Raw genomic sequence first — 22,734 nt, 5'->3', positions numbered from 1 at the left:
GTGATATGTCTCAGGAAGAAATCCGGCTCAACGTCTGGTCTTATTGTCAATTAAACAGGTGCTTTGAAGCAAGAACTCGGCTGTCCATTAACTCTTCTAGGAGGACAGTCTCGGTTTTTTCTCGCGAGAACCGTGATTTCAGCGCGGATATATTTATAGCTCCAACGGCATTTCCTTGAAAATTCATCACCGGGACGGAAATGGATATGCTGTCGTAATCTTCCGTCTTCTCTGTAATGGAAAAACCATTCCTGTGGACGGTATTGAAATGTTTCAGGACCGATTCGTCGGACATCACCCCGAACCGGGTCCGCGAATATTCGTTCGAGTTTCTATAGATCCTCAGGATATCACTGTCCGACTTGGACGCGAGCAGCACCTGGCCCGACGCGGCGGAGAGCGCGGCGAAACGCTTTCCGACCGGCAGGTTTACGGAACTGTGATGCGTGCTTGGAATGCTTCTGAGGATGACGACCTCAAGATCGTCCAGTTCGACCCAGGCGACCGTCTCCTGGGTCCTGCGGGCGATTTTCTCCAGGACGGGCGCGATGCGGTCGGCTTCCGTATTTGTTCCGATGACGCTTCTCGCCAGGCTGAGCACCTTGTACGAGACGCTATAGTGCTTGCTGGTGGCGTCGCGGCGCAGGTATCCCAGCTGGTGGAGCGTATAGGTGAAGCGCTGCGCGGCGCTCCTGCCGAGCTTCGTCCGGGCTGCGATCTCGGTTATCGACAAGGATTTCCCGTCGGCATCGAATGCGTTGAGAACCGTCAGCGCGCGCTCCACCGACGTCACGAAGAGCCGGGGATCGGGTTCGGTCGCTCCCGGGGCCTGCTGTCTTCTGGCAGTCGTCAACGCGAAACTCCAATATGGGTCGGTTCAATCCCGACAATCGGGCCCGCTCATCCGTTCGTGCCTCTCCTGAATAGCCTGCGGCCACGGAGTTTGTGAAGGTAGGGCGAAAGACGGCGCCGCCCGTCACGTTAGATAGCCAGGCCGGATTTCTCGTAGTCCCAGCAGCCGCTGGTCTCTCGCGACAGCTCCAGCTTGCGGATACGCTGTGTCGGCGTGCGCGGAAATTCCTCCACGAAAGCGATATATCGCGGCATCTGGAAACGCGGCAGCCGTGGCTCGCACCAACGTATCAGCTCGGACGGCGAAAGATCCGCCCCTTGCGCCTTGCGGACGAATATCTTGATCTCGTCCTCGCCAAGCTCGCTGGGCACCCCGATGAGCGCGACTTCCTCGATCGCCGGATGGTCGAGCAGCACGCGTTCGACTTCCCAGGCCGAGATGTTGATGCCGCGCCGGCGCACCGCGTCCTTGGCCCGTCCCGCGAAGAAGAAATAGCCGTCTTCATCCTGGCGGACGAGGTCGCCGGTGCGAAACCAGTCGCCGCGCATGGTCTCCCGCGTCGCCTTCTCGTTGCGGAAATAGCCGAGGAAATGCAGCCCCGGCACGGTGGCGCGCAGGCACAGCTCCCCCACTTTGCCCGCGGGGCACGGCTCGCCCTTCTCATCGGCCACCATTGCTTCGTACCAGGACAGGGGCTTGCCCACGGAGCCCACCCTGCCGTCCATGTTGATCAGGCAGAAGGTTATCAGCTCGGACAGGCCGTAGCCTTCGCGGATCTGGACGTTGAAGCGTTCTTCGACTGGGCGCCACAGTTCGAGCGGGCAGCCGCCTCCCCAGGCGATGGTCGCGCCATGCGACCTGTCCCCGGGGCTCTCAGGCTGCTTCAGCACCATCGGCAGGACGCTGCCCAGATAGTGGACCCGGGTGGCGCCCACTTCCCTGGCCTGCGCCCAGAAACGGGAGGCGCTGAAACGCTCGACCATGCCAAGCGTCAGCTTGCCCAGCACGGCCGCGATGCACACGGCGACGCCGGCACCATGATGGAGCGATTCCCAGAAAAGCAGCGTCTCTCCCGGTCGGGCGCCCGTCAGGCGCAGCACCGCCATCGGCCCGGCCCGCAAGGTCCGGTCCGACTTCAGTACTCCTTTCGGCGCTCCCGTGGTTCCGGAGCTGGGGGTGATGGCGATGATGTCGTCCGGTCCGGGCGCGACGGCAGGCGCGCGGGGGTCTCCCGCCGCTGCCAGCTCCTCGTAGCGGAGGCCTGCGCGGACACTGGCCGGCAGGCCGGAACGCCAAACGACCGCCTTCAGCCCATGGCTCTCCAGAATCGGGGCGAGCGGCTCCGCATAGGCGCTGTCGGCAATCAGGGCATCGACGGCGAAGGTGCTGAACGGATAGTCGAGGGCCGGCCCCTTGAGGCTCGTGTTGATGGGAATCCTGACCAGGCCGACCTTCGCCAGCGCGAAGATCGTCACGATATGATCGGGATGGCCGGGCAACATGACGCCGACATGATCGCCTTTCTTCAGCCCCAGCCCGAGCAGGGAATTCGCGAGCCGGTTAACCTCCTCGTTCAGCTGGCCGAAGGTGATGCTCTGGCCCTTGAAGGTGCAGTAGACGCGACCCGGATCGGAAACAGCCTCCTCATCCATCGTTTCCCGGAATGTCTTGTCGGGGACATTGGCCATGAGGGTCATCGCGATCTCCAGACGTGGTTGCAGCGTTTCATGCTGCCGGGCGTGACGAGGCGGCGATCTCACCGTCCCTTGAATGTCGGCTTGCGCTTTTCGAGGAAGGCGCGGGTGCCTTCCTGGAGGTCTTCGCTGGTCTCGGCCTTGCGCATCAGCGCGGCGATCTCGGCCGCATGGCCGGCAAGATCACCGATGGCGAGCGCCTGGAAGATGCGTTTGCTGGCATGGATGCTGAGCGGCGCCTTGTCGATCATGCCCGAGCCGAAGGACAGGGCCGCCTCCACGGGATCGGCTTCCGCCAGGCCGTCGAGAAGGCCGCTTGAAAGGCCCGTCGCGGCATCGATGCGCTCACTGCTGAACAGCATGGAACGGGCACGGCTCAGGCCGACCAGCGTCATCAGGCGCGAACATTGCGCGGGCGGATAGGTGACGCCGAGCCTGGATGCGGGAATGCCGAATTCGGCCGTCTTGGCCCCGATGCGAAAATCGCAGCACATAGCCAGGCTCAACCCGCCCCCGATGCAGTAGCCGGAGATTGCGGCTATCACCGGAAAGGGCGCCTCGGTGAGGGCGCCGAAAGCAAGCTGGATGTCACGGGAATAGGCCTCCTCGCGCGTCGGGTCACGGCGCGCGGCGGCGGCGTCCTTGACATCGTCGCCCGCGGAGAAATGCCCTCCCGCTCCGGTCAGGATGGTGAGCCGGGCCGCGTGGGCTGCCCCCGCCGCAGCCAGCGCGGTGCGAAGCCCGCGCCAAGCCTGCTGGTTGCAGGCATTGCGCTTTTCGGGGCGGTTGATCGTTATGAGCGCCACGTGCTCCCGGATCCGGTCGAGCAGGATCTCGCCGTTGTCTCCGAAACGTGCCGAAGCCGGCTTCATGACCGTCCCTCCCGCTCCTGGCCGGGGGGAGGCGGGTGCCGTTCGGAGGTGATGATGAAATAGTCGGCGATCAGCCGCGCGATGTCGGCGATGATCCTGTTGCGTGACGCCATGTCGAGCGGCGAGGCCTTGACGAATATGGCCAGCGCCACCGTGCCCTGTCCTGGCGGCAATGTCAGATAGCCGACATCCACGGCCGTTCCTGCCCCGCTTCCTCCCTTGCTGGCGAAGGGGATGCCGAAGGGCAGCCGGGCTTGCACGCGATCGACGGCGGTGACGGTTCTCGACATGATCTCGAGCAGGGCCCGGCGGGCTGCCTCGCTCACGCCATCGGCTTCCCAGATACGCCGCAGCAGCTCGAGCATGGCTGAGGGCCGGGCCTGGTCGCGCCGGTCGTGGTGGAACGCCGCGTTGGTGCGGTTGCGGGCATCGAGCACATGTTGCGGCTGGCCGGCCAGATACTGGACGACCGACACATCGTCCGGCGGCAATGGCAGTTCATGCAATATGCAAAGCGCCTCACGCATGGTGCGCGTGCATTCGAAATCCGTAACGCCGAGGCGTTTCAGATAGTGGGCGACCGCCTTCGGCCCGCCCGCGACGCGGAAAAGCACGTCCGTCGAGGTGTTGCAGCTTCGGGTGATCATGCCCTCGAGAAGGTTGCGGATCGAAAGCGAGACGCCGGGGCGGAAGAACAGGTCGCCGATGCCGGCGATCTCCGACGGGTTCATCTCCTGCGTTTCGACATCCACCATCCGCTGGAGCGACAAGTCTCCGCGATCGACAGCGTCGAGGATGGCGAGGGCGAGGGCGAGCTTCACGGTGCTGGCCAGCGGATAGATCCGGTCGTCGTTGATCGTGAAGGAGCGCCCGCTTTCCATGTGGCGCGCCGCCACGCCGACCTCCCCTTCGGAGGAAGAGGCGATGCGCCGGATCTCCGCTTCAAGATTGGCCCGCATGGCTTCCTCCGGATTTCGCCTGTCGCAGCGCGGCGAGCAGGCTCTCCAGCGCGCCGGCCCCGTCGATCGCCATGATCCGCCGGATGATCTCGTCGGCATGGGGGGCAGCCACCAGCGAGCGGAATTTCGCGATGATATCGGCGTCGTTGGCCCGGGGAGCCTCCCGCTTGACCGCCCGCTTCCCGAAAGAGCGGCCTTCAGCCGTGCGGATCTCGACGGAGCAGGCGCCTTCCGGATCTGCCGCCGACGGCCGATGCGCCTCGATGGAAACGATCTGCCGCAGCCTGGCGATGCGGGGCTCGGCCGCCAGCGCCGCTGATTGCCACATCGGGCCGGGAGGAATGCGGGCCATCAGCATGGCCAGATTGTGCGGCATGCTGAATTGGAGGCTGACCTGCGTGCGGGGTTTGGGGTTGGCAAAGCGTTGGACCAGGATCGACGGGTCGGCCCGCACGCTGACGCCCGCTATGGAATCGGCGTCGAGATCATGGCGGAGGAGCAACTCGTGCGTCAGGGTCATTGCGTCGTCGAGGAGCCCGCAGCATGGCCACCGCTTGTAGATGACCGCGCGCAGCCTCCACTGCTGGCCCAGATCGGCAGAGAGCGCGGCCGGCGACGGATTGGCGGCGCCGATCATGGTCAGAAGGCCGTTCTCGTCGTCGAGGAGATCGGTCAATCCCGTCGAGCCCGTTTCGGCGAAAAGAGCGCCCATGACCCCGGTCAGCGTCGCCCAGCCCGCGTCGCAATATTTGGTATTGGGCAGCGCCACGGCCTGGGACCATTTTGCGCCGGCAGGGATAGGCGAGTTTGCGCCGGCGAGGCTGAAGGCTTCCACAGCGGTGGTGCCCTGCAGGTTCATGAGGCGGGTCGCCGCCGCGACCGCCGCGTAGACGACCGGCGTGGCGATGCCCCACACGCGGGAAAACTGCTTCTTCCCGTCGATGACGGCAAGATAGGGGCCGATCGCATCCATGACACGGGCACCGGTCTCGAAGCCCGATACCACGGCGGCCATGAAGTCCTGTCCGCTTATGCGCCTTGTGCTGGCGAGTGCCAGCGCCACCGCCACCGCGCCGCAGCCAAAATGCGCGCCGCCATAGCCCTCATTGAAATCCATGAGATCGGCCAGACGCGCATAAAGATAGGAATCGGCGGCGATGCCGGGCGAGAGGAAACCCGCTGCCGCCTCGATCGCCGGCGCGCAGTCCGTCGCCCTCGCGGCAATGATGCAGCCGATCGTGTCGAGCACCATGCGCCTGGCCTCCGCAAGGACGTCGGGCGGAATCGCATCGTAAGGCAGGGCTGCGGCATAGTGGATGAGGTCGGCATGAGGGTACATGGTTCGCTCGCAAAACGTGGCGGCTCGGCTGGCGCGTGGTCCTGATCTCCGCGGGGGTGCCTTCAACTCTCGCTGCTTGGGCTTCGGCTGGAGCGAACAACGGCACGGCCATGCCTGGAAATCAGCAAGCGAGTCCAAGATTTAATCGATATACGATTTTAATAATTGATAGTTAGATGCCAAATTTTTCGCCTGTCAAGTGGCGGCCACGGCGACTGTGCAGGCAATGGCAGCTTGACAGTGTTCGCGTTTGAATGTTCAAATCGCAATGTTGATAATTGCAATTCAATAAAAACTCATGCGGCCCCTATGCTCGACCACCTGTTTTCCAGTCGTGGCTGCCGCTGTCACGAGACCTGTCCGGGTGCCGACGCCGCAGGTCGCGCATAAGCACATTTCCGCACAGGCCGCCGAACGAAGCCTGCCGATTGCCGCGCCCTTTGATTTTAACGGCCGATGGAGGCGTGGGGCCTCATGTCGATCATCAGGGAGGAAGAAATGTACAGACGCATTGGAGCCGGTCTTCTATCCGCAAGTCTCGCCGTCATATCCTCGATGGGCATGGCCTCCGCTCAGACGCTCACGATCGGGCTTGCCGCCGAGCCGACCTCGATGGACCCGCATTTCGTCAATCTCACTCCGAATAATTCCCTCACCCAGCACATCTTCCCGCCGCTGATGGAGCGCGATGCGCAGTCCAGGCTGATGCCGGGCCTCGCCACCAAATGGGAGCCGGTCGACGATACGACCTGGCGCATCACCTTGCGGCAGGGGGTGACCTTCTCCAATGGCGAAGCTTTCACCGCCCGCGACGTGATCTACACGATCTGCCGGGTGCCGCAGGTGCCTGAATCGCCGTCGCCCTTCACGCAGTTCACCAGCGCCATCACCGGCATGAAGGCCGAGAGCGATCATGTCCTGCTGGTCTCGACCAAGGAGCCGACGCCGCTTTTGCCCGCGAACCTGTCCAATATCGGCATCTTGTCCGCCTCGGCCTCCGGCGGTGAAAAGCAGATCACCTTCAACACCAAGGGGTGTGAAGGCTTTGGAAAGCCGCCGGTCTCGACGGCCTTCGGCAATCCCGGCTTCGCGATCGGCGCCGGTCCCTACCGTCTCGTGAGCTTCGCCCGCGGCGAGACGATCAAGCTGGAGCGCAATCCCAAATACTGGGGCACGGCGCCGAAGTGGGAAACCTTGGTCTTTCGTCCGCTGACCAATGCGGGCGCGCGCGTCGCAGCCCTTCTGGCCGGAGAAGTCGATCTGATCGAGAACCCGCCGACGCAGGACCTCGACAAGATCAATGGCGCCGGCTTCACCATCTCGTCGGGCCTGTCGAGCCGGGTGATCTTCATCGCGCTCGATCAGGGCCCGGCCCCGACACCCGGCATCGCCGGCGACAAGAACCCCTTGCAGGACGCGCGGGTGCGCGAAGCCCTGTCCATCGCGATCGATCGCGGGGCGATCCGCGACCGTCTGATGCGGGGCCAGTCCGAACCTGCGGGGCAGCTCCTGCCTTGGCCCTTGTTCGGCGCCGAGGAATCGCGGGGGGCGGTTTCCTTCAACCCCGACCGTGCCCGCGCGCTCCTGGCCGAGGCTGGCTATCCGAACGGCTTCCGGATCGTCCTGGGCGGCCCGAACGACCGCTATGTCAACGACGGCCAGATCATACAGGCGGTCGCCCAGATGTGGTCCCGCGTGGGCGTGCGCACGGAGGTGGACGCGAAAACTTTCACGACCTTCCTCACCGACCGCAACGCATTCAAATATTCGGCGTATCTGCTCGGCCTCGTCGTGACGACGGGTGAGATGTCGATGCCGCTGCGCACCCTGATGACCACCCGCGATGCCTCCCGCGGCCTGGGCGCGACCAATTATTTCCGCTACTCCAACCCCGAGGTGGACAAGACCTTGCTGACCGCGCTGGCCACCGTCGACGATGCCAGGCGCGAGAAGCTGCTGCAGAAGGCATCCGCATTGGCCATGGATGATCATGGGATCATCCCGCTGCATTTCGAGCTGTCGTCCTGGGCGTTGAAGCCCGGCCTCAAATATGAGCCGCGCATCGATCAGCATACGCTGGGCTTCATGGTCACATCGTCGAACTGAGCTCGACGTTTCGCGATGGCAAGGCGCTGCCTCGGTAGTCGGAGCGGGCCGGGCAGCGCTTTCCTTCCATCGGGTTTTGCCGCCGGAGCACTGAAGTGGCAGCGTATTTCCTGCGACGATTGGGGCAGAGCCTGCTTGCCGTTATCGCGATGGCCGCCCTCGTCTTCGTGGGCGTCTACGCCATCGGCAACCCGATCGACATCCTGATCAGCCCCGACGCGACCGAGAACGACCGGCTGCAGACGATCGCGCGCCTCGGGCTGGACCGGCCGCTCTGGGAGCAGTTCTTCAGCTATTTCGGGAACCTGCTGCGCGGCGATTTCGGCAATTCCTTCGTGTTCGGCGACAGCGCGATGAGCGTGATCCTGCAACGCCTGCCCGCGACGATGGAGCTGGCATTGCTCGCCCTGCTGCTCGCCATCGTCATCGGCGTGCCGCTCGGCGTGCTGGCCGGCCTCTATCCGGACTCGATCGGGGGCCGCTCCATCATGGCCGGTTCCATCCTGGGCTTTTCGCTGCCGAATTTCTGGCAGGGGCTGATGCTGATCCTGATCTTCGGGGTCTATCTCGGCTGGCTGCCCTCGGGCGGGCGCGGCCCCACCACGGAACTTTTTGGGATACGGGTCAGCTTCCTGTCGCTCGAGGGGCTGAAATACATGGTCCTGCCCTCGATCAACCTGGCGCTTTTCAAGATGGCGCTGGTGATCCGGCTGGCGCGCGCCGGCACCAGGGAGGTGATGATGCAGGACTACATCAAGTTCGCGCGCGCCAAGGGCCTTTCCAGAAGCCGTCTCGTGACGGTCCATGTGCTCAAGAACATCATGATTCCGATCGTGACCGTCCTGGGGCTCGAACTGGGCTCGATGATCGCCTTTGCCGTCATCACCGAGACGGTGTTCTCCTGGCCGGGCATGGGCAAGCTTTTGATCGACTCGATCAACCGGCTCGATCGGCCGGTGATCGTGGCCTATCTGATGCTGATCGTCGTCATCTTCGTCATCATCAATTTCCTGGTGGACCTGCTTTATTCGGCGCTCGACCCTCGTGTCCGGCTGATGCAGCGGGGCGCGCAGTGAGATGACGAATACCGCCCTCGACGCTGCGAAAAGACCCGTTCGGGCGGTCAGCCCGCTTCGCGCGGCCTTGCGCGAATTCGTCGCGAGCCGGCTGGCGGTGCTCAGCCTCGTCGTCATCGCGCTGATCGTGGGGGCCGCGATCCTCGCGCCGTGGATCGCGCCGCAAAACCCCTACGACCTCGCCGGGCTCGACATCATGGACAACAACCTGCCGCCCGGATCCCAGAGCATGTCGGGCCTGACCTATTGGCTCGGCACCGACAACCAGGGCCGCGACATGCTGTCGGCGATCTTCTTCGGGCTGCGCACCTCGCTGGTCGTGGCGGGCCTGGCGACCTGCCTGGCGCTCGCCATGGGCATGGCGCTCGGCATCGCCGCGGCCTATTTCGGCGGCAGGACCGACACGACGATCATGCGCATCGTCGACCTGCAATTGTCCTTTCCCGCGATCCTCGTGGCGCTGATCCTGCTGGCGATCCTCGGCAAGGGCGTCGACAAGGTGGTGATCGCGCTCGTCATCGCGCAATGGGCCTATTACGCGCGCACCGTGCGCGGCTCCGCCCTGGTCGAGCGCCAGCGCGACTACATCGCCGCCGCGCGCGGACTGGGTCTCGGCCATGCGCGGGTGATGTTTCGCCATCTGCTGCCGAACTGCCTGCCGCCATTGATCGTCGTGGCGACCATGCTGGTTGCGCAGGCGATCGCGCTGGAGGCGACCCTGTCCTTCCTCGGCGTCGGCGTGCCGGTGACGGAGCCGTCGCTCGGCCTTCTGATCGCCAACGGCTACTCCTACATGCTGTCGGGCGTCTATTGGGTCAGCGTCTATCCGGGCATCGCGCTTCTGGTGACGATCGTCACCATCAACCTCGTGGGCGACCAGCTTCGCGATGTGCTCAACCCTCGGCTGAGGCGTTGACCATGAGCCGGATTCTCGAGGTCCAGGACCTGAAGACGCATTTTTTCACGAGTCTCGGCACCGTCCGGGCCGTGGATGGGGTCAGCTTTACCGTCGAGCGCGGCGAGGTGCTGGGGCTGGTCGGCGAGAGCGGGTCGGGAAAGTCGGCGACCGGCTTCTCGATCCTCAACCTGATTGATCCGCCCGGCCGGATCGCCGGCGGCCGCATCCTGTATCGCGGCCGGGACCTTGCCAATTGTTCCGAGCGCGACTGGCAGAAGATCCGCGGCCGGCACATCGCGATGATCTTCCAGGATCCGATGATGACCCTGAACCCGGTGCTGAAGATCTCGACCCAGATGATCGAGGCCGTGCAGGCTCACGAGAGCATCTCCAGGGCCGCCGCGCGGGAGCGTTGCCGCCAGGCGCTGGCCCGTGTCGGCATTCCCTCTCCCGATGAACGGCTGGAGGCCTATCCGCACCAGTTCTCGGGCGGCATGCGCCAGCGGGTGGCGATCGCGATCGCGCTCCTGCACGATCCCGACCTCATCATCGCGGACGAGCCCACGACGGCGCTCGACGTGACCATCCAGGCGCAGATCCTGTTCGAGGTGCAGAAGCTCGCCGACCAGTCCGGCACGGCGATGATCTGGATCACGCATGATCTCAGCGTCGTCTCCAGCCTGGCCGACACGCTCGCCGTGATGTATGCGGGCAAGATCGTGGAACAGGGACCCGCGCCGCAGGTCGTGTCCCGGCCGATGCATCCCTATACCAGCGGCCTGATCGATTCGATCCCGAGCCGCAACAGGCGCGGCGCCGACCTCAGGCAGATACCGGGCATGGCGCCCTCGATCCTCGACCTGCCCGAGGGATGCGCCTTCCGCCCGCGCTGCTTTCGCGCTTCCGAGGCCTGCCTGGCCGTGCCGCCCATGCGGGAGCTTCGTTCCGGGCAGAGCGCGCGATGCTTCCATCCGCTCGACCCGGGCGCCGGGGCCGGCGCATGAGGCATCCGCTGGTCTCGGTCAGGAACCTGACGAAGCGTTTCACGGTCCAGCAGGATGCGGCCGAGGCATTCGCCGTCCGCATCGGGCTGGCCGCCGCGCCGTCGACCGTTCACGCGGTCGATGATGTCAGCATGGACATCGCGCAGGGCGAGGTCGTGGGGCTGGTCGGCGAATCCGGCTCGGGCAAGTCCACGATCGGGCGCATGATCGCCGGCCTCCTGGCGCCCAGCTCGGGGCAGATCGCGTTCGACGGCGCCGATATCACGCAGCCCGGGCGGTCGGCGAAATCAGCCGCGCTCCAGATCCAGATGATCTTCCAGGACCCGATGTCCTTGCTGAACCCGCGCATGCGCATCCGCGACTGCATCGCCGAAGCACCCCTCTATCACGGGCTCATCCGGCGGGCCGAGGTCGATGGCTTCGTCGACGAGATGCTGACGCGCGTGGGGCTCGACCCGTCCGTGCGCGACCGCTATCCGCATCAGTTTTCGGGCGGGCAGCGGCAGCGCGTCGTCATTGCGCGTGCGCTCGCCGTCAATCCCCGGTTCCTGATCTGCGACGAATCCATCGCCGCGCTCGACGTGTCGATCCAGGCCCAGGTCTTGAACCTGTTCATGCGCCTGCGCCGCGAGCTCGACCTGAGCTACCTGTTCATCAGCCATGATCTCGGGGTCGTCGAGCATATTTCGGACCGGGTCGTGATCCTCTATCTCGGCCGCGTGGTCGAGGTTGCGCCGACCGGGGAGCTGTTCGCCGCCCCGCTGCATCCCTATACGCGGGCGCTGCTCGACGAGGTGCCGCGCCTGTCGATGGAAAAGCGCCGCTTCCAGCCGATCAAGGGCGAAATCCCCTCGCCGATGCAGCCGCCGCCCGGTTGCCATTTCCATACCCGCTGCCCGTTGGCCGGCCCGCGCTGCTCACGCGAGATCCCCCGGCTGCAACGGACGGGCGCGCGCGCCGTGGCTTGCCACATCGATGACGGGGGAACGGCGTAGCCGGCGATTTTCGGCCCACCGAAGGCAGGCGGGCCAGATCGAAGTAAGGATAAAGGCTCATCATGATCAGGATCGGCATCGACATAGGCGGGACGTTCACCGATTTCGCGGTGTGGAACGATCGCGGCGGGCATGCGCATCTCCTCACCTTCAAGGTGCCGTCCACGCCGCCCCATTTCGACGAGGCCTTCAAGACCGGGGTCGAGCGCATCCTCGAAACCATCGCTCCCGAGCCCGGGGAGACCGTGATCGTCGTGCATGGCACGACGGTCAGCACCAATCAGGTCATCGAGCGTTCCGGCCCCCCGATAGCCCTGCTGGTGACGGCAGGGTTCAAGGACGTCCTGGAGGTGCAGAGGCTGCGCCTCCGGAACGCGCTGAACATGCTGGAGACGAGAATAAAGCCTCTCGTGGAAAGGAACTTCGTCAAGGAGATCAAGGAGCGGACCCTGCATGACGGGTCGATCCTGCTCCCGATCGACGAGGCGGACGTGCTTGCCGCCGCGGGCGAAGCCATCGCGGCCGGAGCCACGGGGATCGCGATCGCATTCCACCACAGCTTTCGCAACGACAGCCACGAAAAGCGCGCGCGCGAGATGATCCGCGCCCGCTTTCCGGCGATGGATGTCACGATTTCCTCCGAAATCTGGCCGCGCATGGGCGAATACGAGCGCGCGACCGTTGCCGTGCTCAATGCCTATGTCAAGGAACGGATGGATGCCTATCTGACCTCGATCGACCGGTATCTGTCGGCCAGGCTCGATGGGCAGCGCCTGTTCATCATGCGCTCGAACGGCGGGGCGATGTCGGCGCAGGAGGCCGCCGCCTTTCCCGTGCACACGCTGCTGTCGGGGCCCGCATCGGGCGTTACCGCCGCGCAGTTCGTCGGCCGCTCGGTCAGCGACGAGAAGCTGCTGACGCTGGACATGGGCGGGACCAGCACGGATGTGTCGCTGATCCAGAACGATCGCCCGACCGTCTCGAACAATGCCGAGGTCGGCGATTTTCCGCTGATCATGCCGGTCACCGGCATCGAGGCGATCGGAGCCGGCGGCGGCTCGATCGCCTGGCTGGACAGCGGCGTCCTGAGGATGGGCCCGAGAAGCGCCGGCGCCTATCCGGGCCCCGCCTGCTTCGGCAGGGGCGGCACGCAACCCACGCTCACGGATGCCTATCTCATCTGCAATTATCTCGATCCGGAGAGCTTCCTGGGAGGCCGGATGAAGCTCGACCGATCCGCGGCCGAGGCCGCCATGCGGCCTCTGGCAGCGGCGCTTCGCCTCGGTGTCACGCAGGCGGCCGAGGCCTGCATCACGGTGGCGACCTCGAACATGGTCGCCGGCGTCCTTCCCTATCTGGCGCGATACGGGGTCGATCCCGAGGATGCCACGCTCGTCCTGTTCGGTGGAGGCGGTGCTCTCCATGGACCCCTGCTTGCCGAGGAGATCGGCGTCAAGCGCATCCTGATCCCGAGCCTGCCCTCGGTCTTCTGCGCCTTTGGCGGGCTGGTCTCCAACCTGGTGCACGACACGATCACCAGCGTCCGCGGCGTTCCGGTGGTGCGCGACACGCTGGTCGATCTCTATGACAAGCTCGTCGGCGAAGCCGAAGCTTGGCTTTCCGCCCAGACCTCTCCCGACCAGATATCCGGGACGCTCTTCGAGTACTGGGCGGAGATGGCCTATGAGGGCCAGTCGTTCCAGATCGACGTGATGCTCGACGAGAAGGACGTCCGCGCCGGTGATCTGGCGAATGTCCGACGGGCGTTTCATGCCGAGCATGACCGCCTTTACGGCCATTCCGAGCCGGAGGCCTCCGTGCAGTTCACGGAGCTGCGCGTGCGCATTCGCGGCGTGCTGGCGATGCCGCAGCATGATTTCCGCCCTCCGCCTAGGCAGAACGCCGCGCCGCCGTCGGGGGCCGGGCGGATGCGTCATGTCGATTGGGGCGACGGGCAGGCCGGGCCCACCCGGATCCGGAACTACGCAGATCTGGATCCCGGCGAGGAGGTTCAGGGGCCGGCCATCATCGAACAGTCCGACACGACGATCGTGGTCCCCTCGTCGTTCACGGCCCGGATGCGGGAATCGGGCGTCATCGTCATGTCGGTCAAGGGCTGAGAACATGGATGAGATGAGAGCTGCGATCCTGTCCAACCGCTTCAACGCGATCGTCGAGGAAGCGTCGACCACCCTGTACAGGACGGCCAAGACGACCTTCGTCAAGGTGGTGCAGGATTATCAATGCGCCATGGCGACCCTGGACGGAGAGATGTTCGCCTATCCGCTGCAATCGGGCGTCACATCGATCATCGGCGCGCCCCTTCAGAAGACCCTGTCGATGTTCAGGCAGGAGGAATGGCAGGAAGGGGACTGCGTGATCACCAACGATCCTTTCAGCACGGAAGGATTGCTGACGCATATCATGGACATAACGCTGATCCGGCCGATCTTTGTCGAAGGCAGGCTGATCGCGTTCGGATGGGCCTTCGTTCACGCGACCGATGTGGGCGGCGCAGTGCCGGGAAGCATTTCCCCCCACTTCACCGAGGTTTTCCAGGAAGGCCTGCGGGTGAGGCCGATGAAGCTCTACAGGGCCGGCGTGCTGAACGAGGATATCCGGGACATCTATCTCGACAACAGCCGGATCCCCGAGGAGATGTGGGGCGATCTCAAGGCGATGCTCGGCTCGCTGGTAGGGATGGAAAGACGCATGGTCCAGCTCTGCAGGCGCTATGGCCAGGATGCCGTGCGCGCGGGGATGGACGATGTCCTGTCCTTCGCGGAGGAAAAGGCCCGCTCGGTGATCAAGGGCATCCCCGACGGGGTCTACAGGTTTCCGGACTATCTCGAGGGGATAGAGGACGGCGAGTTCTCCCTGATCAATTGCGAGATGACCGTCGAGGGCGACGAGGTCACCTTCGATTTCCGGGGGACCGACCCCCAGATCCCCGCCGCCTACAACCTCACCAGCGGATCGCGAACGCATTCCCAGCTCGTCCAGGCGATGGTGTCCTATGTCCTGACGGTGGAGCCGACGACGCCGCGCAACACCGGTATCCTGCGGCCGATCAAGACCAGGACACCGAAAGGCACCATCCTGAACGCGGAATTTCCGGCGGCGGGCGGCGCCCGGGTGGCGAGCAACAACCGGGTGTTCGACACCATTATCGGCTGCCTCGACCAGGCGGTCCCGGGTGGCATCGGGGCGGCCGGCGCCGGGATGCTCGGGATCATCGTGGTCGGCCAGCCCGATCGCCGCACCGGCCACAACCGCGTGAACGTGGTCAACCCGATCTGCGGCGGCGGGGGCGGGCGAAACGGCCGGGACGGCGTCGATGCCACGGATGTCCGTTACGGCACGTTGAAGAACATCCCGGCGGAGTTCATCGAGGTCGAGACCTTCCTGCGGATACGCTCCTATCGGCTGGTTCCCGATTCCCAGGGCGCCGGCAAGTGGCGGGGAGGGGCTGCGATCTCCATCGAATTCGAGAATACCGGGCCCAGGGCCACGATCACGGTGCGCGGCCTGAACCGGTTTCATTTTCGCCCATGGGGCGTGGATGGCGGGCAGGCGGGCTGTCTGACCGAGGTTCTGGCCAATCCGGGGACGGACCGGGAGCGCTCGATCGGCAAGATCACGGTGCATGTGATGGAGACGGGGGATGTCCTTCGCATCACCTCCTCCGCGGGGGGAGGGTTTGGCGATCCTCTCGCCCGCGACGCGGCCTCCGTGATGGCGGACATGCGCGGCGGGCTCCTGACGGCTGAAGAGGCCTCCAACTCATACGGCATCGTCACCGATGAAGACGGACGGCTCGACGAAGCGGCGACGGCGGCGCTTCGGATGCGTCGAAGCCGGGAGGGCAAGCCGTCGCAGGGATTTGTCTGGGGAGCGGAAAGAGATGCGCAGGATCGGCTCTGGCCTCCGTCACTTCGCGCATCCCTTGCAGAAGAAGCGTTGAAGGAACATCCACGCAGGCGGCATCTGCTGGTCTCTCGCGTTTGTGAGGAGGTCAGGAGGAGCGGCCAGCCCGTGAAGCCGGAGATTCTGACGGAACTTCTGGGTAGGTATAGAAATGACAGCTATAGGCATTGAAATAATCATCTGATAGCGCCTAATTACCTGGATGTTATCTAATTTAATCTATCATTAAATCTTGTCGGAGTCGTCATGGAATCTGCGTTCGTCCTTCAGGAAAGCCGTCAGGGGATATCGCTCATCACGCTGAATCGGCCGAAAGTCCTGAATGCGTGGCATGCCCCGATGCGGGCCATGCTGATCGAGGCGCTGGCCAAGGCCGAGGCTGATCCGGACATCGGCGCGATCGTGATCACCGGCGCCGGCGACAGGGCCTTCAGCGCCGGGTAGGATCTCAATGAAACCAAGACATTCGATCCTGACCGGGCCGAAGAATGGATCGAGGAATGGGACCTGCTCTATGGCCTGATCCGTTCTCTTTCGAAGCCGCTGGTGATGGCGCTCAACGGCGTCGCGGCCGGCTCGGCCTTTCAGGTCGCGCTGCTCGGCGATCTGCGTGTCGGGCACGCCGGCGTCACCATGGGGCAGCCGGAGATCAATTCCGGTATCGCCAGCGTCACGGGTCCATGGATCATGCGCGAGATCCTCGGCATTGCGCGGACGACCGATCTGGCCCTCACGGGGCGGATGATGGGCGCGCAGGAGGCGTTCGACATCGGCCTGCTCAGCCGGATCGCCCCGGAGGGCAAGGTTCTGGAGGAAGCGCTGGCGCTGGCCGCTCAGCTCGCCGCCAAGCCTCCGATCGCGATGCGGCTCACCAAGGCATGGCTGCGCGAGATGACCGAACCGGCCTTCCGCCAGGCGATCGACGCGGCTGTCCGCATCCACCGCGAGGCTTATGGGACGGGCGAGCCGGGACGCATGATGGAGCGCTTCCTGAGCAGTCGCGCCCGCGGCAAAAATGGCCCGTCCTGAGACGACGCCGATGCGAGGCGCGATTTCGACTTGAAATGCGTTGCGCCTTGGGGCACATCACGCCCACCTGCAGGGGTATAGCTCAGTTGGTAGAGCGGCGGTCTCCAAAACCGCAGGTCGCGGGTTCGAGCCCTGCTGCCCCTGCCAGCCGCCTTTCTGGCGGCCGATGCGCTCCGGGCCGGCTGGCAAGGCGCCTCATGACCCAGAACATCTACGACGACGAGACCTTCTTTGCGGGCTACAGCCGGCTGCCGCGCTCGATCCACGGGCTGGACGGGGCGCCGGAATGGCCGGTGCTGCGCGGAATGCTGCCGCAGCTCGCCGGCAGGAAGGTGCTCGATCTCGGCTGCGGCTTCGGCTGGTTCTGCCGCTTTGCGGCGGGCGAGGGGGCTGCGAGCGTCCTTGGCGTTGACGTCTCCGAGAAAATGCTGGAACGGGCGCAACGCGAGACGGACGATTCCCGCGTCAGCTACGAGCGCGCCGATCTCGAACGTTATACCCCGCCCGCGGATGCCTTCGATCTCGCCTACAGCTCGCTCGCCTTCCACTATATCGAGGATCTCGCCGGGCTCTTCGGGCAGGTCCATGCGGCTCTGAAGCCGGGCGGGGCGCTGGTTTGCTCGGTCGAGCATCCGATCATGACCGCGCCCACGCGGCAGGAATGGCTCACCGACGCGGACGGCCGGGCGGCATGGCCGGTCAACGGCTATCTCGACGAGGGCAGGCGGGTCAGCAACTGGCTCACCGAGGGCGTGGTCAAGCGCCACCGCGCCGTCGCGACCCATCTCGATCTGCTGCTGGGGGCGGGCTTCAGGCTGGACAGGCTGGTCGAATGGGCGCCGAGCCCGGAGCAGGTCACCGCCGAGCCTGCCTGGACGAGGGAGCGGGAACGGCCCTTCTTCCTGCTGATCGCGGCGGCGCGGAGCTGACGGATAACCGACAAGGCTCTTGGCTAACGGCGCCAAGCGATGTAAGAGGCATGCGATGACGGCGCGCGACCCTCCCCGGGTTCCGCGCCGCGAATGTTTCAGGACGGCCGAATCGGGCCCGCGGCAGATCGCGGGCCGGCTCGGAACCCGAGGTGGTCCATGGCGAAATCCAATCCCTTCCAGTTCCTGCAGGAAGTGCGCTCCGAGGGCTCCAAGGTCACCTGGCCTTCGCGCCGCGAGACATTGATCACCACGGGCCTCGTGCTCGCCATGATCGTGCTCTCCAGCCTGTTCTTCCTCTTCACCGACACCGTCATCCGCTGGGTGCTCGGCCTCATCCTCGGCGCCCGTTAAACGGAATTACGCACGTGAGCACCCGCTGGTACATCGTCCACGCCTATTCGAACTTCGAGAACAAGGTCGCCCAGTCGATCCGCGACCAGGCCGCGCAGCGCAACCTCGCCGACAAGTTCGAGGAGGTTCTGGTGCCGACCGAGAAGGTCGTCGAGGTTCGCCGCGGCCGCAAGGTCGATACCGAGCGCAAGTTCTTCCCCGGCTACGTGCTGGTGAAGTGCGAGATGACCGACGAGGTCTACCACCTGATCAAGAACACGCCGAAGGTCACCGGCTTCCTGGGCGCCGACAAGGCCAAGCCGATGCCGATCCCCGAGCATGAGGCGATGCGGATCAAGGGCCAGGTCGCCGAGGGCATCGAGCGGCCCAAGCCCACGATCGTTTTCGAGGTCGGCGAGCAGGTCAAGGTCGCGGACGGGCCGTTCGCCTCCTTCAACGGCGTCGTCGAGGATGTCGACCATGCCCGCGCCCGCCTCAAGGTCGCGGTCTCGATCTTCGGCCGCGCCACGCCGGTCGAGCTCGAATACGGGCAGGTCGAGAAGCTCTGAGCAACCGGCGTTCGGCTTTGATCTCGATCAGTTCGAGCCGCGCTCGCCCCTGTTAACACCCCAATGGGCCGGGTGGCCCCGCCATCCCCATAGGAGACCTGAATGCTGCATATCGACCTGCCGACCAGGGCCGACATCGAGAAGCTCGCCGGCTGGAACGGAAGCCCCGCCGTCTCGATCTACATGCGCACGACGCCGGTCACGCAGGATACCAAGGCCGAGCGGATCACGCTGAAGAACCTGCTCGGCCAGGCCGTTGCCGAGATGGAGCAGGCCGGTATCGCCAAGCGCACGATCGCGCCGCTGGCCGAGGGCATCGGGGCGCTGGTCGACGACGAGGATTTCTGGGCGGAGCAGGCCAACAGCCTGGCGATCTTCGCCAATGAAGCCGGCGTGCTGACCTATCGCCTGCCGAACCATCTCGGCGATCTCGTCGAGGTCTCGGACCGCTTCCATCTGAAGCCGTTGATCCGCTCAGTCACCTTCCCGCATCACGCCTATGTGCTGGCGATCGGCGCCGGCAATGTGCGTCTGGTCGAGGTTTCGCCCGATCTGCCGCCGCATCCGGTCAAGGTGCCCGATCTGCCGCGCGATGCCGGCCAGGTGCTCGGGCGCAGCATGCATGGCAGCCGTACCGGCGACATGATGAGCAGCGAGGGCTCGAGCGAGCACAACTCGCTGACGCGCTTCGCCCGTGCCGTCGACAAGGCGTTGCGGCCGGTGCTGAGCGGCGGCGAGCGCCCGCTGATCGTCGCCGCGGCCGAGCCGCTGGCCTCGATCTTCAAGAATGTCTGCAGCTATCCGCATCTGGCCGGGGAGGTGATCGCCGGCAGCGCCGACCATACGCCCGATCACGAGATCGCGGCCGCGGCGCGCAAGGTGCTCGATTCGCTCTATGCGGCCGATCTTGCCGCCCTGGCCGATCTCTACGGCCAGCGCGCTTCGCAGGGCCGCGCCACCGGCGACGTCGCCCAGGCTGCGCGGGCGGCGACGTTCGGTGCGGTCGAGACCCTGATCTTCGACATGGATTCCACGGTTCCGGGCACCGTGGCCGACGAGGACGGCGCGGTGACCTTCGCGGCTGCGGCCGATGCGGTGAATTACGGTGTCGTCGACGAGATCGTGCGCCGGGCCATGCGCTCCGGCGCCCGCGTCGTCGCCGCCCGCCGCGGCGAGATTCCGGGCGGCGGCGAGCTCGCCGCGATCCTGCGCTATCCGCTCTGACGCTTCCGTCCGGGCTTCCCTTCGGCGTCGCCTTATGTCATAGGGCACGCCTCAACCGCGTGGGAGGCGTGCCGGTCGCCAGCCGGATCACAGGCGCCGCACCACGCACTGCAACCACCCCGGCCCCCGGCTGAAGAGCGTCGCGGGCAGGGGCGTCGTCGTTCCGAAAGGCAGCGGAGCGGACGGCAGGAGCAGCCATCATGGCGAAGAAGATCACGGGCTACGTGAAGCTTCAGGTTCCGGCGGGCGCGGCCAATCCGTCGCCGCCGATCGGTCCCGCGCTCGGTCAGCGCGGCCTCAACATCATGGAATTCTGCAAGGCCTTCAACGCGAAGACCCAGCAGATGGAGAAGGGCATGCCGATCCCGGTGATCATCACCGCGTATCAGGACCGCTCCTTCACCTTCGAGATGAAGCAGCCGCCGGTGTCCTACTGGCTGAAGAAGGCCGCCGGCCTCACCTCCGGCTCGAAGACGCCCGGCCGCGGCGGCCATGCCGGCAAGGTCACCGCCGCGCAGATCAACGAGATCGCCGAGAAGAAGATGGCCGATCTCAACTGCGACAGCGTCGAAGCGGCTTCGACCATGATCCGTGGCTCGGCCCGCTCGATGGGCCTGGACGTCGTGGGCTGAGGGGAGGCTGACAATGGCACATGTGGGAAAGCGCGTCGTCAAGGGCCGTGAAGGCATCGACCGCACCAAGCTCTATCCGCTCGATCAGGCGGTCACGCTCGTCAAGGAGCGCGCCAGCGCGAAGTTCGACGAGACCGTCGAGATCGCGATGAATCTCGGCGTCGATCCGCGCCACGCCGACCAGATGGTCCGCGGCGTCTGCAACCTGCCGAACGGGTCGGGCCGCACGCTGCGCGTCGCCGTCTTCGCCCGTGGGGCCAAGGCGGACGAGGCCAAGGCGGCCGGTGCCGACGTCGTCGGCGCCGAGGAACTGGTCGAGACCGTCCAGAAGGGCGAGATCAACTTCGACCGCTGCATCGCGACCCCGGACATGATGGGTCTGGTCGGCCGCCTCGGCAAGGTGCTCGGGCCGCGCGGCCTGATGCCGAATCCGCGCGTCGGCACCGTCACCATGGACGTGACCGCGGCGGTGGCCGCCTCGAAGGGCGGCTCGGTCGAGTTCCGCGTCGAGAAGGCCGGCATCGTCCATGCGGCGGTCGGCAAGGCCTCGTTCTCGGCCGAGAAGCTCTCGGAGAACATCAAGGCCTTCGTCGACTCGGTCGCCAAGGCGAAGCCCGCCGGCGCCAAGGGCACCTATATCCAGCGCGTCGCGTTGTCCTCGACCATGGGGCCGGGCGTCAAGATCGAGCCGAACACCGTCATCGGCGGCTGATGCGCTCGAGGAGGGCGGCCGGATCGCCGGCCGCCTCCCGCTCTTGATTTCATTCTGTCAAGAGCCTACTTGGCAGGAGCAGGCGAAGGCGCTATACGCACGCCTGTTTCCATGAGTGACAGGGCTCCAGCGTGCTCGGCACGAGGGGGTCCGTTCGCGTTTTCGGTGGATTTTCACCGAGAAATGGGTGTTTCGGGCCAGGAAGAGCGATCTTTCGGGCGAGAATCACCCGAAGTCCTGTCTGAGACTGCAGGTGCGCTTCGGATTCGTCCGGGGGCATAATTTCGTCAAGAGACCTGCATAGACGGTGCAAGAGCTCAAGCTTCCGGATCGCGAGATCCGGAAAAGAGGTTCGAACCATCTCGCCCGGTCGCGGCCTTCACGGGCTCGGGAGCGGGGACAGGGCACCAAGCGTCGCTGTGCGGGGCGCCGGTGTCAACCGGGGTTCCGGAGAGCGGCATTTGCAACCGGCGGCGAGCCTTCAAAGCTTGTCGCCTACCGGAGAGAGCCCAGTGGATAAAGCGGCAAAAAAAGATGCCGTCGCGTCGCTGAACGGTGTGTTTGCGAACACGTCGGTCGTCGTCGTGGCCCACTATGCGGGCTTGACCGTGGCCCAGTTCCAGAAGCTTCGTCGCGAGATGAAGGCCAATGGCGCCACCGTCAAAGTCGCAAAGAACCGCTTGGCCAAGATCGCTCTTGAAGGCACCGACGTCGCGTCCATCAGCAACCTGCTGACGGGTCCCACCCTGATCGCTTATTCAAACGATCCGGTCGCGGCGCCGAAGGTCGCCACCGCCTTCGCCAAGGAGAACGACAAGCTCGTCATCCTCGGCGGCGCGATGGGCAAGACCGCCCTGAACCCCGACGGCGTCAAGGCCCTGGCCACGATGCCCTCGCTCGATGACATGCGCGCCAAGCTCATCGGCCTTATCCAGGCCCCGGCTACCAAGCTCGCGCAGCTCACGAACGCGCCCGCCGGCAAGCTGGCACGCGTGGTTCAGGCCTATGCCGACAAGAATGCGGCCTGAGAGCCAGCAACCTCAATCGTTCGAACCTCTAAGACAGGAAGTTAAATCATGGCCGATCTCGCCAAGCTCGTCGACGAGCTGTCGTCGCTCACCGTTCTCGAGGCCGCCGACCTCGCCAAGATGCTCGAAGAGAAGTGGGGCGTCTCCGCCGCCGCCGCCGTCGCCGTCGCGGCCGGCCCGGCTGCCGGTGGCGCTGCCGCCCCGGCTGCCGAGGAGCAGACCGAGTTCACCGTCGTGCTCGCCGCCGCCGGCGACAAGAAGATCGAGGTGATCAAGGAAGTCCGCGCCATCACCGGTCTCGGCCTCAAGGAAGCCAAGGACCTGGTCGAGGGCGCGCCGAAGCCGGTCAAGGAGTCGGTCGGCAAGGACGAGGCCGAGAAGCTCAAGAAGCAGCTCGAGGCCGTCGGCGCCAAGGTCGAGCTCAAGTGAGCCCGGGCCGGCTGATGCCGGTCCGACCCTAGCCAAGATCGACAGTCCCGGGGCGGTTCTCCGCCTCCGGGGCTGTCGCGTCGTTTCCGCGCAAGCTGGCGCGGAACGGCTCACCCGGCGGCCTGA

The 22,734-nt window shown here is 65.3% G+C and carries 20 protein-coding genes, 1 tRNA gene and 1 pseudogene; 17 read left to right on the top strand and 5 right to left on the bottom strand.

All coding sequences use genetic code 11. The features are described 5' to 3' along the window. Positions 1-46: 46 nt before the first annotated feature. The 5 genes from M9917_RS21205 to M9917_RS21185 form a co-directional block, all read right to left on the bottom strand. The gene (locus tag M9917_RS21205; RefSeq protein WP_297256994.1) at positions 47-853 is read right to left on the bottom strand and encodes an IclR family transcriptional regulator; all 807 of its coding nucleotides are present in this window, start codon (positions 851-853) and stop codon (positions 47-49) included. A gap of 128 nt (positions 854-981) precedes the next feature. Continuing rightward, on the bottom strand, positions 982-2,550 hold the full coding sequence (locus M9917_RS21200; protein ID WP_297256993.1) for an AMP-binding protein: 1,569 nt from the start codon (positions 2,548-2,550) through the stop codon (positions 982-984). A 59-nt stretch (positions 2,551-2,609) separates the two neighbouring features. Next, entirely contained in the window at positions 2,610-3,419 is an 810-nt protein-coding gene (locus M9917_RS21195; protein WP_297256992.1) for an enoyl-CoA hydratase/isomerase family protein, read from the bottom strand. Next, complete coding sequence (locus tag M9917_RS21190) at positions 3,416-4,378, bottom strand: serine hydrolase (RefSeq protein WP_297256991.1); 963 nt, start codon at positions 4,376-4,378, stop codon at positions 3,416-3,418. Before M9917_RS21190 ends, M9917_RS21195 begins: the two co-directional genes overlap by 4 nt. Beyond that, positions 4,362-5,717, bottom strand: coding sequence for an MmgE/PrpD family protein (locus M9917_RS21185; protein ID WP_297256990.1), 1,356 nt, complete (start codon positions 5,715-5,717; stop codon positions 4,362-4,364). The genes M9917_RS21190 and M9917_RS21185 overlap by 17 nt, the downstream gene beginning before the upstream one ends. 498 nt (positions 5,718-6,215) lie before the next feature. Between M9917_RS21185 and M9917_RS21180 the strand changes: the two genes are divergently transcribed. From M9917_RS21180 to rplL, 17 genes and pseudogenes are all read left to right on the top strand, one after another. Further along, on the top strand, positions 6,216-7,823 hold the full coding sequence (locus M9917_RS21180) for an ABC transporter substrate-binding protein (protein WP_297256989.1): 1,608 nt from the start codon (positions 6,216-6,218) through the stop codon (positions 7,821-7,823). A gap of 95 nt (positions 7,824-7,918) precedes the next feature. Next, complete coding sequence (locus M9917_RS21175; RefSeq protein WP_297256988.1) at positions 7,919-8,899, top strand: ABC transporter permease; 981 nt, start codon at positions 7,919-7,921, stop codon at positions 8,897-8,899. Position 8,900: 1 nt separating this feature from the next. Then, positions 8,901-9,815, top strand: coding sequence for an ABC transporter permease (locus tag M9917_RS21170; protein WP_297256987.1), 915 nt, complete (start codon positions 8,901-8,903; stop codon positions 9,813-9,815). 2 nt (positions 9,816-9,817) lie between these two features. After that, entirely contained in the window at positions 9,818-10,801 is a 984-nt protein-coding gene (locus M9917_RS21165; protein WP_297256986.1) for an ABC transporter ATP-binding protein, read from the top strand. After that, positions 10,798-11,796 (top strand): ABC transporter ATP-binding protein, encoded by a 999-nt coding sequence (locus M9917_RS21160; RefSeq protein WP_297256985.1) that lies wholly within the window; start codon positions 10,798-10,800, stop codon positions 11,794-11,796. The genes M9917_RS21165 and M9917_RS21160 overlap by 4 nt, the downstream gene beginning before the upstream one ends. Positions 11,797-11,858: 62 nt before the next feature. Beyond that, on the top strand, positions 11,859-13,916 hold the full coding sequence (locus tag M9917_RS21155) for a hydantoinase/oxoprolinase family protein (RefSeq protein WP_297256984.1): 2,058 nt from the start codon (positions 11,859-11,861) through the stop codon (positions 13,914-13,916). A 4-nt stretch (positions 13,917-13,920) separates the two neighbouring features. After that, positions 13,921-15,894 carry a hydantoinase B/oxoprolinase family protein gene (locus tag M9917_RS21150; RefSeq protein WP_297256983.1) on the top strand — a complete coding sequence of 658 codons (1,974 nt, stop codon included), beginning with the start codon at positions 13,921-13,923 and terminating at the stop codon, positions 15,892-15,894. 75 nt (positions 15,895-15,969) lie between these two features. Continuing rightward, positions 15,970-16,752 (top strand): annotated as a pseudogene (locus M9917_RS21145) (enoyl-CoA hydratase/isomerase family protein). Between the two features lie 71 nt (positions 16,753-16,823). Further along, positions 16,824-16,899, top strand: a tRNA-Trp gene (locus M9917_RS21140). 50 nt (positions 16,900-16,949) lie between these two features. Beyond that, the gene (locus M9917_RS21135) at positions 16,950-17,681 is read left to right on the top strand and encodes a class I SAM-dependent methyltransferase (protein WP_297256982.1); all 732 of its coding nucleotides are present in this window, start codon (positions 16,950-16,952) and stop codon (positions 17,679-17,681) included. A 159-nt stretch (positions 17,682-17,840) separates the two neighbouring features. Next, complete coding sequence (secE, locus tag M9917_RS21130) at positions 17,841-18,035, top strand: preprotein translocase subunit SecE (protein WP_297256981.1); 195 nt, start codon at positions 17,841-17,843, stop codon at positions 18,033-18,035. Positions 18,036-18,049: 14 nt separating this feature from the next. Then, on the top strand, positions 18,050-18,583 hold the full coding sequence (gene nusG, locus M9917_RS21125) for a transcription termination/antitermination protein NusG (RefSeq protein WP_297256980.1): 534 nt from the start codon (positions 18,050-18,052) through the stop codon (positions 18,581-18,583). A 102-nt stretch (positions 18,584-18,685) separates the two neighbouring features. Further along, complete coding sequence (locus tag M9917_RS21120) at positions 18,686-19,807, top strand: baeRF11 domain-containing protein (RefSeq protein ID WP_297256979.1); 1,122 nt, start codon at positions 18,686-18,688, stop codon at positions 19,805-19,807. A 200-nt stretch (positions 19,808-20,007) separates the two neighbouring features. Beyond that, positions 20,008-20,439, top strand: a complete 432-nt coding sequence (rplK, locus tag M9917_RS21115; RefSeq protein ID WP_297256978.1) for a 50S ribosomal protein L11 — start codon at positions 20,008-20,010, stop codon at positions 20,437-20,439. Between the two features lie 13 nt (positions 20,440-20,452). Further along, a complete protein-coding gene (rplA, locus tag M9917_RS21110) occupies positions 20,453-21,151 on the top strand; it encodes a 50S ribosomal protein L1 (RefSeq protein ID WP_297256977.1) in 699 nt (232 codons plus the stop codon). Positions 21,152-21,663: 512 nt separating this feature from the next. After that, positions 21,664-22,179 carry a 50S ribosomal protein L10 gene (rplJ, locus tag M9917_RS21105; protein WP_297256976.1) on the top strand — a complete coding sequence of 172 codons (516 nt, stop codon included), beginning with the start codon at positions 21,664-21,666 and terminating at the stop codon, positions 22,177-22,179. Positions 22,180-22,227: 48 nt separating this feature from the next. After that, positions 22,228-22,608: a 50S ribosomal protein L7/L12 gene (rplL, locus tag M9917_RS21100; RefSeq protein WP_297256975.1), complete on the top strand. Its 381-nt coding sequence runs from the start codon at positions 22,228-22,230 to the stop codon at positions 22,606-22,608. Positions 22,609-22,734: the final 126 nt, after the last annotated feature.

This window comes from Bosea sp. (in: a-proteobacteria) (genome assembly GCF_023953965.1).
Classification (GTDB): domain Bacteria; phylum Pseudomonadota; class Alphaproteobacteria; order Rhizobiales; family Beijerinckiaceae; genus Allobosea.
Note: the sequence above shows the minus strand (reverse complement) of the source record. Positions and strands in the feature narration are given on the sequence as shown.

Coding starts and splice junctions, on each gene's coding strand:
- M9917_RS21200 (WP_297256993.1), bottom strand. CDS start 2,550: ATGACCCTCATGGCCAATGTCCCCGACAAGACATTCCGGGAAACGATG.
- M9917_RS21195 (WP_297256992.1), bottom strand. CDS start 3,419: ATGAAGCCGGCTTCGGCACGTTTCGGAGACAACGGCGAGATCCTGCTC.
- M9917_RS21190 (WP_297256991.1), bottom strand. CDS start 4,378: ATGCGGGCCAATCTTGAAGCGGAGATCCGGCGCATCGCCTCTTCCTCC.
- M9917_RS21185 (WP_297256990.1), bottom strand. CDS start 5,717: ATGTACCCTCATGCCGACCTCATCCACTATGCCGCAGCCCTGCCTTAC.
- M9917_RS21180 (WP_297256989.1), top strand. CDS start 6,216: ATGTACAGACGCATTGGAGCCGGTCTTCTATCCGCAAGTCTCGCCGTC.
- M9917_RS21170 (WP_297256987.1), top strand. CDS start 8,901: ATGACGAATACCGCCCTCGACGCTGCGAAAAGACCCGTTCGGGCGGTC.
- M9917_RS21165 (WP_297256986.1), top strand. CDS start 9,818: ATGAGCCGGATTCTCGAGGTCCAGGACCTGAAGACGCATTTTTTCACG.
- M9917_RS21160 (WP_297256985.1), top strand. CDS start 10,798: ATGAGGCATCCGCTGGTCTCGGTCAGGAACCTGACGAAGCGTTTCACG.
- M9917_RS21155 (WP_297256984.1), top strand. CDS start 11,859: ATGATCAGGATCGGCATCGACATAGGCGGGACGTTCACCGATTTCGCG.
- M9917_RS21150 (WP_297256983.1), top strand. CDS start 13,921: ATGGATGAGATGAGAGCTGCGATCCTGTCCAACCGCTTCAACGCGATC.
- M9917_RS21135 (WP_297256982.1), top strand. CDS start 16,950: ATGACCCAGAACATCTACGACGACGAGACCTTCTTTGCGGGCTACAGC.
- secE (WP_297256981.1), top strand. CDS start 17,841: ATGGCGAAATCCAATCCCTTCCAGTTCCTGCAGGAAGTGCGCTCCGAG.
- M9917_RS21120 (WP_297256979.1), top strand. CDS start 18,686: ATGCTGCATATCGACCTGCCGACCAGGGCCGACATCGAGAAGCTCGCC.
- rplK (WP_297256978.1), top strand. CDS start 20,008: ATGGCGAAGAAGATCACGGGCTACGTGAAGCTTCAGGTTCCGGCGGGC.
- rplA (WP_297256977.1), top strand. CDS start 20,453: ATGGCACATGTGGGAAAGCGCGTCGTCAAGGGCCGTGAAGGCATCGAC.
- rplL (WP_297256975.1), top strand. CDS start 22,228: ATGGCCGATCTCGCCAAGCTCGTCGACGAGCTGTCGTCGCTCACCGTT.